Origin of the sequence: Nocardiopsis terrae, assembly GCF_014651695.1 — a bacterium.
GTDB classification, from domain to species: domain Bacteria; phylum Actinomycetota; class Actinomycetes; order Streptosporangiales; family Streptosporangiaceae; genus Nocardiopsis; species Nocardiopsis terrae.
Map to the genome: position 1 here is coordinate 69,592 of NZ_BMXJ01000003.1, position 15,173 is coordinate 84,764.

General features: G+C 71.1%; 11 protein-coding genes. 10 read left to right on the top strand and 1 reads right to left on the bottom strand.

Annotation, left to right across the window (positions count from 1 at the left end):
• Positions 1 to 221: 221 nt before the first annotated feature.
• From IE195_RS08180 to IE195_RS08195, 4 genes are all read left to right on the top strand, one after another.
• Positions 222 to 2,744: an alpha-L-arabinofuranosidase family protein gene (locus IE195_RS08180; protein WP_229826132.1), complete on the top strand. Its 2,523-nt coding sequence runs from the start codon at positions 222 to 224 to the stop codon at positions 2,742 to 2,744.
• A gap of 199 nt (positions 2,745 to 2,943) precedes the next feature.
• Positions 2,944 to 3,645 (top strand): response regulator transcription factor, encoded by a 702-nt coding sequence (locus IE195_RS08185; RefSeq protein ID WP_191269228.1) that lies wholly within the window; start codon positions 2,944 to 2,946, stop codon positions 3,643 to 3,645.
• On the top strand, positions 3,642 to 7,652 hold the full coding sequence (locus IE195_RS08190) for an MMPL family transporter (protein ID WP_229826133.1): 4,011 nt from the start codon (positions 3,642 to 3,644) through the stop codon (positions 7,650 to 7,652). The genes IE195_RS08185 and IE195_RS08190 overlap by 4 nt, the downstream gene beginning before the upstream one ends.
• 164 nt (positions 7,653 to 7,816) lie before the next feature.
• Entirely contained in the window at positions 7,817 to 8,209 is a 393-nt protein-coding gene (locus IE195_RS08195) for a VOC family protein (RefSeq protein ID WP_191269230.1), read from the top strand.
• A 56-nt stretch (positions 8,210 to 8,265) separates the two neighbouring features.
• On the opposite strand, the gene IE195_RS08200 is transcribed toward IE195_RS08195, so the two are convergent.
• Entirely contained in the window at positions 8,266 to 9,249 is a 984-nt protein-coding gene (locus IE195_RS08200) for an ABC transporter substrate-binding protein (protein WP_191269232.1), read from the bottom strand.
• 83 nt (positions 9,250 to 9,332) lie between these two features.
• On the opposite strand from IE195_RS08200, the gene IE195_RS08205 reads away from it, so the two are divergent.
• The 6 genes from IE195_RS08205 to IE195_RS08230 all read left to right on the top strand — a co-directional run bounded on the left by IE195_RS08205 (position 9,333) and on the right by IE195_RS08230 (position 15,004).
• Positions 9,333 to 10,112: a helix-turn-helix domain-containing protein gene (locus IE195_RS08205; protein ID WP_229826134.1), complete on the top strand. Its 780-nt coding sequence runs from the start codon at positions 9,333 to 9,335 to the stop codon at positions 10,110 to 10,112.
• A gap of 364 nt (positions 10,113 to 10,476) precedes the next feature.
• Complete coding sequence (locus IE195_RS08210; RefSeq protein ID WP_191269234.1) at positions 10,477 to 11,505, top strand: iron-siderophore ABC transporter substrate-binding protein; 1,029 nt, start codon at positions 10,477 to 10,479, stop codon at positions 11,503 to 11,505.
• Positions 11,502 to 12,545, top strand: a complete 1,044-nt coding sequence (locus tag IE195_RS08215; protein WP_191269236.1) for a FecCD family ABC transporter permease — start codon at positions 11,502 to 11,504, stop codon at positions 12,543 to 12,545. Before IE195_RS08210 ends, IE195_RS08215 begins: the two co-directional genes overlap by 4 nt.
• Entirely contained in the window at positions 12,542 to 13,594 is a 1,053-nt protein-coding gene (locus IE195_RS08220; RefSeq protein ID WP_191269238.1) for a FecCD family ABC transporter permease, read from the top strand. The genes IE195_RS08215 and IE195_RS08220 overlap by 4 nt, the downstream gene beginning before the upstream one ends.
• On the top strand, positions 13,591 to 14,409 hold the full coding sequence (locus tag IE195_RS08225; protein ID WP_191269240.1) for an ABC transporter ATP-binding protein: 819 nt from the start codon (positions 13,591 to 13,593) through the stop codon (positions 14,407 to 14,409). The genes IE195_RS08220 and IE195_RS08225 overlap by 4 nt, the downstream gene beginning before the upstream one ends.
• 214 nt (positions 14,410 to 14,623) lie before the next feature.
• On the top strand, positions 14,624 to 15,004 hold the full coding sequence (locus tag IE195_RS08230; RefSeq protein ID WP_191269243.1) for a VOC family protein: 381 nt from the start codon (positions 14,624 to 14,626) through the stop codon (positions 15,002 to 15,004).
• Positions 15,005 to 15,173: the final 169 nt, after the last annotated feature.

Sequence of the window (15,173 nt, forward strand, 5' to 3'; positions counted from 1 at the left end):
CTATATCTAGAAAAATACATTCGGCCGAAATTGATCGTCTCATACTCGTAATGTTAGCGCTAACATACAAATAGAGAACGTCGGGACAAAGGTCGTTTAATGCGCGCCCCGGTCCCTGATTTGCAACGCCTATTGCCGTCGAGAACCCCCGCCTGAGCGACTCGCCACATCCCGCAACCACCGACCGGCGTCCGGCGCCGGTATACCCCCTCGGAGGAGACTTGCGAGCGAACCGAAGGACATCGGCGCGCACCACGTGCGCGCTTCTCACCGGACTGCTGTGCGTCGTGACCACGGCGTCCCCCGCGTCGGCAGCGACCGACTACAGCATCGACATCGACGTTTCCGAGGCCGGGCCGCAGATCAGCGACCAGATGTACGGCATTTTCATGGAGGACATCAACCACGCGGCCGACGGCGGACTCTACGCCGAACTGGTGCAGAACCGCTCCTTCGAATACAGCACCGCGGACAACGGGAACTACACCCCGATGACCGCCTGGGAGGAGGCCGGATCCGGAAACACCGACGGCCAGGCGAGAGTGGTGAACAACTCCGGTTGGCTCAACGAGCGCAACCGCAACTACCTCCGGATCGTACTGCCCACCGACGGCAGCGAATACGGCGTGGTCAACAGCGGATATTCCACCGGAATTCCCGTCACCGAGGGGGAGGAGTACGACTTCTCGGTGTGGGTGAAAGCCCCGGGCCGCCCGGACCCGGTGACCGTGCGGCTGCACGACGCCCAGGGCGAGCCGCTGGCCGAGCCGCTGTCCCTGGACGTGCGGGGCGACTGGGCCCAGTACACCGGAACGCTGACCGCGACCGCCTCCAGCACCGCCGGCCGGCTGTCGGTCACCGGAAGCGGTGGCGGCGTGCTGGACCTGGACATGGTCTCGCTCTTCCCGCACGAGACCTTCAAGGGCCATGACAACGGCCTGCGCAAGGACATCGCCGAGCAGATCGCCGCACTCGACCCGGGTTTCGTCCGCTTCCCCGGCGGCTGCCTGGTCAACACCGGCAGCCACGAGGCCTACGAAGCCCCCGACTGGCCGCGCGAGCGCTCCTTCCAGTGGAAGGACACGGTCGGGCCGGTCGAGGAGCGCGCGACCAACCACAACTTCTGGGGCTACAACCAGTCCTACGGATTGGGCTACTACGAGTACTTCCGGTTCGCCGAGGACCTCGGCGCCATGCCGCTGCCGGTCGTGCCCGCCCTGGTCACCGGCTGCGGTGAGAACCGGGTCACCGACGATCCCGAACTGCTGCAGCGCCACATCCAGGACACCCTGGACCTCATCGAGTTCGCCAACGGTCCGGCCGACTCCGAGTGGGGCGGCGTGCGCGCCGAGATGGGCCACCCCGAGCCGTTCGGCCTGACCCACGTGCAGGTCGGCAACGAGGAGAACCTGCCCGACGCGTTCTTCGAGCGCTTCCTGCAGTTCCGCGACGCCATCGGGGCCGAGTACCCCGACGTCACCGTGGTCAGCAACTCCGGACCGGCCTCCGGCGGCACCGTCTTCGATCGCGCCTGGGAACTCAACCGCGAGCACGGAGCCGCCATGGTCGACGAGCACTACTACAACTCGCCGGCCTGGTTCCTGGCCAACAACGAGCGCTACGACTCCTACGACCGCGAGGGCCCCGACGTCTACCTCGGCGAGTTCGCCTCACAGGGCAACCAGTTCTCCAACGCCCTGGCCGAGGCCGCCTACATGACCGGGCTGGAGCGCAACGCCGACGTGGTGAAGATGGTCTCCTACGCCCCGCTGCTGGCCGCCGACTGGGGCACCCAATGGACCCCCGACATGATCTGGTTCAACAACGGCACCAGTTGGGGCTCGGCCAACTACGAGGTGCAGCGGCTCTTCTCCACCAACACCGGAGACCGGGTGGTGCCCAGCACCGCCTCCGGCACCCCCGGTGTCAGCGGGCCGATCACCGGCGCGGTGGGACTGTCGACCTGGAACACCAGTGCCGAGTACGACGACGTCCGGGTGGCCTCCGCCGACGGCGGGACACTGCTCGAGGACGACTTCTCCTCCGGCGCCGACCAGTGGACCCACGTCACCGACGCCGGGAACTGGACCGTGGAGAACGGCGCCTACGTACAGACCGAGCCCTCGGGCGAGAACACGATGGTCACCGCCGGCGACCCCGGGTGGACCGATTACGACCTGGAGGTGACCGCCACCAAGCGCGAGGGCGCCGAGGGCTTCCTCGTCGGGTTCGGAGTCCAGGGCACCGATGACTACTACTGGTGGAACCTGGGCGGGTGGAACAACACCCAGTCCGCGGTGGAGCGCGCCTCCGGCGGCGCGAAGAGCCTCGTCGTCTCCGACGGCACCACCGTGGAGTCCGGCCGCGCGTACGACATCCGCGTCGAGGTGCGCGGACGTGACGTCACCCTCCACCTCGACGGCGAGGAGTGGGGCAGCTTCACCGCGTCCGAGCCCGAACCGTTCCGCCAGGTCGTCACCCGCGACGAGCAGACCGGAGAGCTCATCGTCAAGGTCGTCAACGCCCAGGGCGAGGCGGCCCGCACGTCGATCGACCTGGGCTCCGCGCGGGTGGGGCCCAGCGCCGAGCTGACCGTCCTGCAGGCCGACCCGGCCGCCGAGAACACGGCGAGCGACCGGCCCGTCAGCCCGGAGACCTCCACCATCGACGGCGTGGACAGCACGTTCACCCACACCTTCCCGGCGCATTCGGTCACCTTCATGCGCCTCACCCCGGAGGAGTAGCCCACGGCGGCACCGCGCCCGCCGGGCACCGCAGAGCCGGTGCCCGGCGGGCGCCCCGGTGCGCCCCCACCTGCCACGGGGGTGAGGCCGGCCGGGGAAGGGGCCGGGGCTACGATCGGGCCGGGCCACGGACCCCGCGCAACCGCGTGACCCGGGCTCTCATCCCTTTCTCATCCGCTTCGGCTGTGATGGACGGACCATGCTCCAAGCCAAGATCCTCGTCGTCGACGACGAACCCAACATCCTCGACATGGTCGCGACCGTCCTGGAGTTCCACGGGTTCGACGTGCGGACCGCCGCCACCGCAGCCGAGGCGCACACCGCCGCGCACGCCTTCGGACCCGACCTGGTCGTGCTGGACGTGATGCTCCCCGACGGGGACGGGTTCGACGTGTGCCGCGCCCTGCGGCGCTCCCGCCCGGACCTGGGCATCGTCTTCCTCACCGCCAAGGACGCCCACAGCGAACGGGTCGCCGGGCTCACCTACGGCGGCGACGACTACGTCACCAAGCCGTTCAACACCGACGAACTCGTCGCCCGGGTGCGGGCCGTCCTGCGCCGGACCCGCCCCGGCCCCCGACCCGAACAGACGGAGGGCCTGCTGCGCTTCGCCGACGTCGAACTCGACGAACGGGCCTGCGTCGTCCGCCGGGCGGGCCACCCGGTCCCGCTCTCGCGCACCGAGTTCGACCTGCTGCGCTACCTGATGCTCAACAGCGGCCGGGTGCTCTCCCGCCCGCAGATCATCGACGAGGTGTGGAGCGAGGGCTACTCCGGCGGCTCCAACATCGTCGACACCTACGTCGGCTACCTGCGCCGCAAACTCGGCGCGCACGGCCCCAACCTCATCCAGACACAGCGGGGGTTCGGCTACGCCCTCCGCGAGGGGGAGAGCAGGTGAGGGCGCCGTGGCGCACCCTGCGCGGCCGCATGGTCGTGCTCAACGCGGTGCTGATGCTCCTCGCCCTGACCGTGGTGGCGGCGGCGAGCGCCACCTTCCTGCGCTCGTACCTGGTTGACCGGGTCGACGAACGCATCGAGACCAGCGCCGCCTTCGTCCGCGCCCACCAGGACGACATCTTCGCCCAGGACCCCTACGAACTGGTCGAGCAGATCCGCACGCCCAGCGACTTCGTCGCGGAGTTCGTCACCCGCGCCCCGGGCGACCCCCATCCCCGGGTGCACCGGCTCCAGGGCGCGGGGCCGACCCTGGTGCGCGACATCGACACCGACAACGCGCCCGAGGGCGTGTTCACGGTCGAGCACGACGGCTCGGAGTACCGGGTTATGGTGCTGGACCTGCCCGACCACGACACGGTCGTCCTGACGGGTGAGCCCCTGGACCCGGTCGGGGCCACCGTCCACCGGCTGGTCGCGATCCAGGTGCTGGTCGGCCTGGCCATGCTGGGGCTCGCGCTGCTCGCCGGGACCGCGGTCATCCGCCGGGGGCTGCGGCCCCTGGACGACGTCGTCGAGACCGCGGAGGCCATCGCCCTCGGCGACCTCGAACGCCGCGTGCCCGAACCCGCCCCCGGGGCAGCCGTCGAGGTCAGTCGCCTCACCCTGTCCATCAACCGCATGCTGGCGCGCCTGCGCGGGGCCCTGCACGGCCACGAGCGCTCCGAGGAGCGGCTGCGCCGGTTCGTCTCCGACGCCTCCCACGAACTGCGCACCCCGCTCACCTCGATCCGCGGTTACCTGCAACTGGTCGCCCAGGGGGTGGTCGACGTCGCCAAACGGCCCGACGTGATCACCCGATCCCAGCAGGAGTCCGAGCGCATGGCCGCCATCGTCGACGACCTCCTCTACCTGGCCCGTCTCGACGAACGCCCCGCCCCCAGGCACGAGGTCGTCGAACTCGGCCGGATCGTGGCCGACAGCGTCGCCGACGCCCGCGCCGCCCAACCCGAACGCGAGTGGCGCACCGAGGCCTCCGCGGAGGGGCTCGTGGTCGGCGACGAACAGGAGCTGCGCCAGGTCGTCTCCAACCTGCTGGCCAACGTGCGCGTGCACACCCCGGCGGCCGGTCCGGCGACGGTCCGGCTGCGCCGCGTCGACGGCCGGGTCGTTTTGGAGGTCGCGGACGGCGGGCCCGGCATGGACGAGGAGAGCGCGGCCTTCGTCTTCGAGCGCTTCTACCGGGACGCCTCGGCGTCGGGCCGCCCCGGAAGCGGGCTGGGGCTGCCCATCGTCCGGGCCGTCATGCGGGCGCACGGCGGCGAGGCCGAGTTCGCCTCCGCCGCGGGGGAGGGAACCACGGTCACCCTGCGGTTCCCGGCCCCGCCCGACCCCGAGCCGGACCCCCTGGCGCACCACCGTGACGATGATCTCACCGGTGGTGTCGCGTTCTCATCGAAATCTCATGGTTCTCGGCATTTCGCCTCATCGCGGTCGGATGGGCTGGCGGCGAAACGAACAGGGTTGAGAGGAATGAGTATGGCTGGTCTGCTCTACCGTCTGGGTGGGTTCGCCTACCGCAGACGATGGTTGGTCGTGGTCTCCTGGCTGCTGGTCCTCGTGGTCGCAGCCGGAGCGGCGCTGATGTTCCGCGCCCCCCTCAACGACGCGCTGCGCATCCCCGGGACCGAGTCGGAGCAGGCCACCGACCTGATGGAGGCGCGTTTCTCCACCACCGGCGAGTCGGTCACCGCGGTGCTGAGCGCCCCCGAGGGCTCCGACGTCATCGAGGACGAACAGTACGCCGACGCCGTCCGAGCCACCGCCGACGAACTCGCGGACGCTCCCGAGGTCGAGACGGTCATCAGCCCGCACGGCATCGTGGCGGACGCCCGCCAGCAGTACGAGGACGGGATCGCCGAAGGCGAGGAGGAGGCCCTGGAGGCCGCCCGCGAAGGGGTCGAGGGGCTGGTGCCGCCGGAGACCCCCAACCGGGACCAGGTCATCGCCGAGCAGCTGCCGGAGGCCGAGGAGCAGGCTCTGGCGGAGGTGGCCCGCCAGGCCCCCGACTTCGACGAGGAGGAGGTCCTCGACCAGGTCCCGCAGCTCTCCGACGACCGCGACACCGTCATGCTCCAGGTGCAGCTGGACGCCCGCAACGGCGAGGTGCCCGCGGAGACCGTCGACGCGATCCTGGCCACCGGTGACGAGGCCCGCGACGCCGGGATGGACGTGGAGTTCAGCGGCCCGGCCATCACCAACCAGGTGCCCTCCATGGGCGCGAGCGAGGCCGTCGGCCTCGTCGCCGCACTGGTGGTACTGGTCATCAACTTCGGTGCCCTGATCACCGCGGGCCTGCCGATCCTGCTGGCGCTGATCGGCGTCGGTGTCGGCATGATGCTGCTCTACGCCTCCTCCAGCCTGATCGAACTGACCAGCACGGCCCCGATCCTGGCTCTGATGCTCGGTATCGCCGTGGGCATCGACTACTCGCTGTTCGTGCTCTCCCGCCACCGCAAACAGGTGTCGCAGGGCTGGGACCCGGCCGAGTCCGCCGCCCGCGCCATCGGCACCGCCGGCAGCGCCGTGGTCTTCGCCGGTGCGACCGTCATCATCGCCCTGCTCGGCCTGTCGGTCGTGCGGATCCCGTTCCTGACCATCATGGGTGTGGCCGCGATGGTCACGGTCGCGGTGGCGGTACTGGTGGCGATCACGCTGCTGCCCGCCCTGCTCGGGTTCGTCGGGCACCGGGTCACGGCCGGGCGCCTGCCGGTGCTGGGCCGACGCGCCGAGAGGGCGATGGTGTCCGAGCGCACCATGAGCGCCCGATGGATCGGCATGGTCACCAGGCGCCCGCTCATCGCGGTCCTGGGTGTGGCCGCGGTCCTGGGCACGCTCCTGCTGCCCCTGGGCAGCATGCACCTGGGCCTGCCCAGCGACGAGACCAGCTCGGAGGACACCACCCAGCGCCAGGCCTACGAGATCATCAGCGAGGAGTTCGGCCCCGGCCACACCGCGCAGCTCGCCGTGGTGGCCGACCTGACCGGCCTGCCCGACATGCCCGCCGCCGCCGACGAGGTCGCCGAGCGGATGGAGGAGGTCGACGGGGTCGCGGAGGTGTTCCCGCCCCAGCTCAGCGAGGTGCAGGACACCGCGATCATCGTGCTGATCCCCGAGAGCGGGCCCTCCGACACCGCCACCGAGGACGTGCTGCACCAGGTGCGCGGACTCCAGGACGAGGTGGACGAGGAGATCGGCGCGAAGATCGTGGTGGCCGGCGCCACCGCCGCCGCGATCGACATCTCCGAACGCCTCGCCGACGCGCTTCCGGTGTTCGCCACCGTGGTGATCGGGCTCGCCCTGGTGCTGATGACCGTCGTGTTCCGCTCCGTGCTCGTGCCGGTCAAGGCGGCGCTGGGCTTCGTGCTCAGCGCGGGCGCCTCGCTGGGCCTGACCGTGGTGGTCTTCCAGTGGGGCCACGGGGCCGCGCTGTTCGGCGTCGAGCCGGGGCCGCTGCTGGCCTTCATGCCGACCCTGGTCATCGGCATCCTGTTCGGCCTGGCCATGGACTACGAGGTCTTCCTGGTCTCCCGGATGCGGGAGGACTTCGTGCACGGCAGCGAGCCGATGGCGGCGATCTCCTCGGGCTTCACCCAGGGGGCGCGCGTGGTCACGGCGGCCGCGGCCATCATGATCAGCGTGTTCGCCTCGTTCGTGTTCGGCCACGTGGAGATGTTGAAGCCGATCGCGTTCGTCCTGGCGGTGGGCATCCTCATCGACGCCTTCCTGGTCCGGATGACGCTCGGCCCGGCGGTCATGGCCCTGTTCGGCCGGGCCACCTGGTGGCTGCCGAGGTGGCTGGACCGGCTGCTGCCCAACGTCGACATCGAGGGCGACCGGCTGAACGCGACCGCGCCCGCCACCGGCGGGGGCAGCGAGGGCTCGGACGGAGGCGACGGGGGCGGCGAGGGCGCCGAGGAGCCCCGCACTCCGGTGGACTCACGCACCTGACCCGGCAGAGCGGTACCTCGAGGTCAGCGGCGTCCGCCGTGTCGGCCCCGTCGAGCAGCAGTGCTCGGCGGGGCCGTTCCCGTGCTCTCGACGGGCCCGGTATCCCTCCCAACGCGGCGCCCGGGTGCTTCTCCGGGGGAGCGCAGGGTGCGATCATGCCGGGCATGGACGTTCTGAGCAGCCGCATCCTGCTGCGGCCCACCGACCTCGCGCGCAGCCGTTCCTTCTACCGCGACGTCCTGGGGTTGGCGGTACACCGCGAGTTCGGGGACCCCGAGGCGCTCGGGACCGTGTTCTTCCTGGGCAACGGGCTGCTGGAGGTCTCCGGCAGCTCCGAGCCCGCCGGGGTGCCGCCGCTCTCCCTGTGGTTGCAGGTGCGCGACGTCCGGGCCGAGTACGAGCGGTTGACGGCGGCCGGGGCGGAGGGCCTGCGCGAGCCCAGGACGGAGTTCTGGGGGCTGGTCGAGGCGTGGATCGCCGATCCCGACGGGGTGCGGATCGTCCTGGTCCAGATCCCCGACGACCACCCCCTGCGCCGGGACCAGCGTTCGTTCTGAGCGTTCCGAGCCCCCGCGGACCGGGCACGTTCCCGGTCCGCAGGGGGCGGCCCCGCTCAGCCGAGCGCCTCGACGGTCGGGCGCAGCTCCTCCGCGAGCCAGCGCAGGCTCATCGGTCCGGCGGAGTTGATGGCGTTGGCGAAGGCGAGGTCGGCGTAGTAGACGGTGCCCGCCTCGACCGAGGGCAGGCTCTGGAAGAGGGGGTCCCCGTCGATCTGCTCGCGCTCCTCGTCACCCGGTGCCCACACGGCGAGCAGGTCGGCGTCCAGGTCGGCCGTGTTCTCCCGGGACAGCGGATCCGAGGTCTGGGTGTTGTCCTGGTTGTCGGCCGGCCGCAGGCCGAACAGTTCGAAGAGGGCCCCGTTGCCGAAGGCGTACCCGGTCGTGTCGGCGCGGACCCACTGGTAGGTGCGGTCCCCGATGCCGGGGACGGCCGAGCCGATCCCGGTGAACTCCGCCTCGATCCCGGCGATGAGCTCCTCGGCCTCGGCGGTGCGGTCCACGGCCTCGGCGGTCTTGAGCAGCCGTTCGTCCCAGTCCGCGTTGGCGGCGTCGGTGGCGGGGGTGACGGTCGGGGCGACGGCGTTCAGCCGGTCGAAGGCCGCCTGGTCACTCACCTGGTAGGTCTGGGCGATCACCAGGTCCGGTTCGGCGGCCGCGATCGCCTCCAGGTTGGGTTCGCCGTCCGCCGTGATCAGGCCGGGGTCGGAGATGTCGGCGATCTCCTCGGCCATCCAGGGCACGCTCTGGTCGAGGGTCTCGGGGTCCTCGGCCACGCTGACCGGGGTCACGCCCAGGGAGAGGAGTTCCTCGGCCGAGGCGAAGCCGAGGGCGACCACCCGTTCGGGGGCCTCGTCGATGGTGACCTCCCCGTGCGAGGTCTCGACGGTCAGCGGGTACGTTCCGTCCGAGGCGGCGGCGTCCTCCCCGCCCTCCTGGGCCGGTCCGCAGCCCGCAAGCACCAGCAGCGAGAGCGCGGCCGCCGTCGCCACACCGCCCTGTCGGCCGGACACGGCCGTTCCCACACGCGTCAACGCCATCAGAACTCTCCTTCTCGCGGAAAATAAGGCAAGGCTACCCTTCACTGCTTTCGGGCTGGTCGGCGGGGCGTAATCTGAACGGCGTGGTCACACGAGACACGAGTCGTCGGCTCCCCAGCTACGCGGCGGGGGAGATCGACGTGCCCTTCGTCGTCCGCGGCACGGAGGAGGTCATCGACCGGGACACGTTCTGGGAGGAGCACTCGCACCCGACGCACGAACTGCTGTGGAACCGGCGCGGAGCCTCCTCGGCCGCTGTCGGGGCGCGGGTCTGGACCATCACCCCCTCGGTCGGCCTGTGGATCCCGGCCGGGACGCCGCACTCCGGACGGACGCCCGCGGGCACCTGGCACCACTCCGCGCACTTCAGCATCCGCGCGGTCCCGGCGATCTCGGACGCCCCCGTGGCCGTGGAGGTCACCCCGCTGCTGCGGCTCCTGCTCGACCGGCTCAACGAGGAGGGGCTGGCCCCCGACTCGCGTACCAAGACCGAGGCGCTGGTGCTCGACCTGCTGGTCCCCGCCCCGGTCGAGCTGTTGCTGAGGATCCCCGAGTCGCCGCTGCTGGCACCGATCGTCGCCGCCGTGCGCGAGGATCCCGCCGACACCACCACCCTGGCGGCGTGGGCCTCGCGGCTCGGTGTGAGCACCCGGACCATCACGCGGGCCTTCCGCGAGCAGACCGGGCTCGGGTTCAGCCAGTGGCTGGCCGCCGCCCGGGTGCAGCACGCGATCACGCTGCTCTCCGGTGGCGAGGAGATCGAGGAGGTCGCCGAGCGGGTCGGCTACCACTCGGCGAGCGCGTTCGGCACGGTCTTCCGGCGGGTGACGGGGATGAGCCCGGGGCGCTTCCGCTCGCAGTGACCCCTGTCGTGGTGGCACCTCCGGGATCCGGTAGCGGGCCGTGGCGGCCAGGAAACTGTCGGGGCGGGAAGGGGCGGCTGGGGTGGCGAACCGGAGTGAGCAGGGCGGACGCTGTCCGTTTTGAGAAGAACGGTGTCACATCTGCGTGATTGCGAACCTGGTGAGTGCACCCTAAATTTGGTTAGGCAAACCTAAGCACTCCCTGTGGTCGGGGTGACGCACCCCCGCGTCCACGCACCACAGGCCCTGGAACCCGAGGACCGCCGTGCCCCTGGCCCGGAGCGCCGCACACCCCGCCGAGGCGACGCGAACCGGTCCCGAAGGCGTCGCACCCAGCGCCCAGGGCCACCACCGGAAGGAAACCATGCCCCGTCTCCCCAAGCTGGCCGTGCTCGCCACAGCAGCGCTGCTCCCCCTCACCCTCGCCTCCTGCTCCTCCGCCCCGGACCAGGAGGGCGCCGCCGACTCCTCCGGGGACTGGACCCCCGTCGAGGTCGAGCACGCCCTCGGCACGACCACCATCGAGTCCGAGCCCGAACGGGTCGCGACGGTGAACTGGGCCAACCACGAGGTCCCCCTGGCCCTGGGCGTCGTACCGGTGGGCATGGCCGCCGCCAACTTCGGCGACGACAACAACGACGGCGTCCTGCCGTGGGTCGAGGAGAAGCTCCAGGAACTGGACGCCGAGACCCCCGTCCTGTTCGACGAGACGGACGGCATCGACTTCGAGGCGGTCGCGGACACCCGGCCCGACGTGATCCTCGCCGCCTACTCCGGGCTGATCCAGGAGGACTACGACACCCTCAGCGAGATCGCCCCCGTCGTCGCCTACCCGGAAACCGCCTGGGGCACGTCCTGGCGGGACACGATCGAGCTGAACAGCGCCGCACTCGGCATGGCCGACGAGGGCGCCGAGCTCATCGCCGGGCTCGAGGACGAGATCACCGAGGCGGTCGCGGAGCACCCGCAGATCGAGGGCGCCTCGGCGATGTTCCTCACCCACGTGGACACCACCGACCTCAGCGAGGTCAGCTTCTACACCACACACGACACCCGCGCGCTGTTCTTCGACGACATCGGACTCCAGACCCCGCAGAGCGTCGCGGACGCCTCCGCCGAGACCGACCAGTTCTCCCTCACCCACAGCGCCGAACGCGCGGACGCCTTCGACGACGTCGACGTCATCGTCACCTACGGCGGCGAGGAGCTGGTGACCGCCCTGGAGGGCGACCCGCTGCTGTCCCAGATGCCCGCCGTGCGCAACTCCGCGGTGGTCAGCCTGCCCGGGGACAGCCCGCTCGGCACGGCCGCGAACCCGACCCCGCTGTCGATCTCGTGGGTCCTCGACGACTACCTGTCGCTCCTGGCCGAGGCCGCTGACGGGGCACAGTGATCACGCGAGACTCCCCCGACCAGGCGGGGGCCGCCACCGCGCGGCCCCCGCACCGGGGTAAACCCCTCTGGCTGCTCCTCGTCCTCGGTGCCCTGCTGGGGATCATGTTCGCCTCGGTCGCCGTCGGTTCCCGCGACGTCCAGTGGGCCGACATCGTCGCCGCGTTCGGCGGGTCCGCCGAGGGGTTCGACCAGGCCGCGGTCGCCAAACGGATCCCGCGCACCCTGCTCGCCGTCCTCGTCGGCGCCGCCCTCGGCGTCTCCGGCGCGGTCATGCAGGGCGTGACCCGCAACCCGCTGGCCGACCCCGGCATCCTGGGCGTGAACATGGGAGCCTCACTCGCCGTCGTCACCGGCATGGCCTTCCTCGGGGTGGCCTCCGCCACCGGTTTCATCTGGACGGCGATCATCGGCGCCGGGCTGACCGCGCTGTTCGTCCACGTCATCGGCTCCCTGGGGCGCGGCGGCGCGACACCGCTCAAGCTCGCCCTCGCCGGTGCGGCCACCTCCGCCGCCCTGTCCTCGTTCATCAGCGCCGTCGTACTGCCCCGCAACGACATCGCCGACGGGGTGCGCTCCTGGCAGATCGGCGGGGTCGGCGGCGGCACGTACGAGTCCATCGCGCACGTGCTCCCCTTCCTCACGGCCGGGTTCCTCGTCTGCCTGCTCTCGGCCCGGGGGCTCAACCTGCTCGCCCTCGGCGACGAGCTCGCCGCCGGTCTGGGCCAACGCGTCGAGGCCCTGCGGATCGGTGCCTCCGTCGGCTCGGTCGTGCTGTGCGGGGCGAGCACCGCCGTCACCGGACCGATCGGGTTCGTCGGTCTCGTCGTGCCGCACATGTGCCGTCTGCTCGTCGGCGTCGACCACCGTTGGCTGCTGCCGTTCTCGGCCCTGGGCGGCGCCGCGCTGCTGACCGCGGCCGACGTGGTCGGCCGCGTGGTGGCACGCCCCGGACAGGTCGATGTGGGGATCGTGACCGCCCTGGTCGGCGCCCCGTTCTTCATCTACATCGTCCGACGTCAGAAGGTTCGTGCCCTGTGAGCATCTCCACCGTCGAGACCGTCGAGACCGTCGAGACCGTCGCCCGCGGTCGGGTGCGCCGTGCGCGCCGACGGCGCGTCGTGATCGGCGTCCTCGCCGCCCTGATCGTCCTCGGGTTCGCCACCACCCTCATGGTCGGGCAGACCTTCTACCCGCCCGGCGACGTCGTCCGGGTGCTCCTCGGACAGGACGTACCGGGAGCCTCCTTCACCGTAGGACGGCTCCGGCTGCCCCGGGCCGTCCTGGCGGTCGCCGCCGGGCTGGCCTTCGGGCTGTGCGGGGTCACCTTCCAGACCATGCTGCGCAACCCGCTCGCCAGCCCGGACATCATCGGGATCAGCGCGGGGGCGAGCGCGGCGGCGACCTTCGCGATCGTGGTGCTCTCCCTCGACGGAGCAGGGGTGTCGGCCTTCGCGATCGTCGCCGGCCTGGCCGTCGCCCTGGCCGTGTACGCCCTGTCGTTCAAGGGCGGGGTCTCCGGCACCAGGCTCATCCTGATCGGGATCGGCGTCGCGGCGATGCTCGAAAGCCTCACCTCCTACATCCTCGACCGGGCCGCCATGTGGGACCTGCAGGAGGCGATGCGGTGGCTGACCGGCAGCCTCAACGGCGCCACCTGGAACGGGGCGCTCCCGGTCGTCGTCGCGCTGCTCCTGCTCGGCCCCCTGCTCCTGGGGCTCTCGGACAACCTCTCCGCGCTCCAACTGGGCGACGACACCGCCTCGGCCCTGGGCGTGCGGGTGGACCGCACCCGGCTCCTGGCCGTCGTCGGCGCGGTCGGACTCATCTCCTTCGCCACCGCCGCGGCCGGGCCGATCGCCTTCGTCGCCTTCCTGTCCGGACCGATCGCCGCGCGGCTGGTGGGCTCGGACGGTTCCCTGCTGGTGCCCTCAGCGCTGGTCGGCGCGCTCCTGGTCCTGGTCGCCGACTTCTGCGGCCAGTTCGCCTTCGGGACCCGCTTCCCGGTCGGGGTCGTCACCGGTGTGCTCGGCGCCCCCTACCTCGTCTACCTCATCGTCCGGACCAACCGCGTGGGAGGCTCCCTGTGACCACGGACCATTCACTCCTCGTCGAGGAACTGACGCTCGGCTACAAGGACCGCGACGTCATCGAGTCCCTCGACCTCGCGATCCCGCCGGGCCGGATCACCGCGATCGTCGGCGCCAACGCCTGCGGCAAGTCCACGCTGCTGCGCTCGATGTCGCGGCTGCTGACGCCCCGGAGCGGGCGGGTGCTCCTCGACGGTCAGGAGGTGCACCGACTCCAGCCCAAGGCGGTCGCGCGCACGCTCGGCCTCCTGCCCCAGTCACCGGTCGCCCCCGAGGGCATCACCGTGAGCGACCTGGTCGGGCGCGGGAGGCACCCCCACCAGAGGATGCTCTCCCGCTGGAGCAGGCAGGACGACGAGGCCGTCGCCGAGGCCCTCGAAACGACGCGGACGGTCGACCTGGCCGACCGCCCCGTCGACGAGCTCTCGGGCGGACAGCGCCAACGCGTCTGGATCGCCATGGCCCTGGCCCAGCGCACCGACCTGCTGCTCCTCGACGAGCCGACGACGTTCCTGGACGTCAGCCACCAGGTGGAGGTTCTGGACCTGCTCACCGACCTCAACACCGCACGCGGCACCACGATCGTGCTGGTCCTGCACGACCTCAACCTGGCGGCGCGCTACGCCGACCACCTCATCGCGCTCGCCTCCGGCAGGCTGCACGCGGCGGGCCCGCCCGAGCGGGTGCTCACCCCGGAGACGGTGCACGCGGTGTTCGGGATGCACAGCCGCATCATCACCGACCCCACCTCGGGCAAACCCCTCATGCTCCCCATCGGCAGGCACCACCGGGCGGACGCGCAGGCCGACGCCTAGTGTTCTGAAGCCAGCTCCGTGTCCTGGAGTCAACTCCGCCACCGCGTGTGGTCAACGGGCCCGCCCGGATGTCCGGGCCCGGTCAGCCCCGAAAATACTTTGTCCGCGTTTTCCTGCTTCGGTACGGTCACGGAGTCGTTCTGCCGACGGGGCCGCACGAGGTTTCTCCTGTGGTCTCCCCGGCGGCTCCCCGAACTGAGAGCAGGTTTCGTTCATGGCATGTCGTATCAGTGAGCTCGTCCTCGGCTGTCACGACCCCGAGGTGCTGGCGCGGTTCTGGTGCGAGGTCCTGGACTTCGTCGTACTCGATCGCGAGGACGGCGAGATGGTGGAGATCGGCCCGCGCGAAGGGTTCGGCGGTGCGCAGCCGACGATCATCCTCAGCCGCAGGGACGAGCCGGAGCCGGGGAAGCCCCGGCTGCACATCGACGTCAACGCCACCGACCGCGATCAGGACGCCGAACTCGAACGCCTTCTCGCCCTCGGTGCGCGCCCGGCCGAGATCGGTCAGACGGGGCAGGAGCAGTGGCATGTCCTGGCCGACCCCGAGGGCAACGAGTTCTGCCTGCTCAAGGCTCGCCTCAACCCGCTCTGACACGTATCGGCCACGCCTTGGCGCCAGGTGATCCGGCTTGCCCGGGGCCTGGTGCGGGGGCGTGCCGTGGATCCGAGGTAGGTGCGGCCGCCCCGGCGATGACGGAGCGGCCGCACCTGGTTGGGGAGCGGAAGGTGTGGATCCAGCAGAACGGAGCCGGACCCCGCGG

What these genes read in the sequence shown, in the direction of transcription:
- IE195_RS08185 (WP_191269228.1), top strand. Translation starts at nt 2,944, where the DNA reads ATGCTCCAAGCCAAGATCCTCGTCGTCGACGACGAACCCAACATCCTC.
- IE195_RS08195 (WP_191269230.1), top strand. Translation starts at nt 7,817, where the DNA reads ATGGACGTTCTGAGCAGCCGCATCCTGCTGCGGCCCACCGACCTCGCG.
- IE195_RS08200 (WP_191269232.1), bottom strand. Translation starts at nt 9,249, where the DNA reads ATGGCGTTGACGCGTGTGGGAACGGCCGTGTCCGGCCGACAGGGCGGT.
- IE195_RS08210 (WP_191269234.1), top strand. Translation starts at nt 10,477, where the DNA reads ATGCCCCGTCTCCCCAAGCTGGCCGTGCTCGCCACAGCAGCGCTGCTC.
- IE195_RS08230 (WP_191269243.1), top strand. Translation starts at nt 14,624, where the DNA reads ATGGCATGTCGTATCAGTGAGCTCGTCCTCGGCTGTCACGACCCCGAG.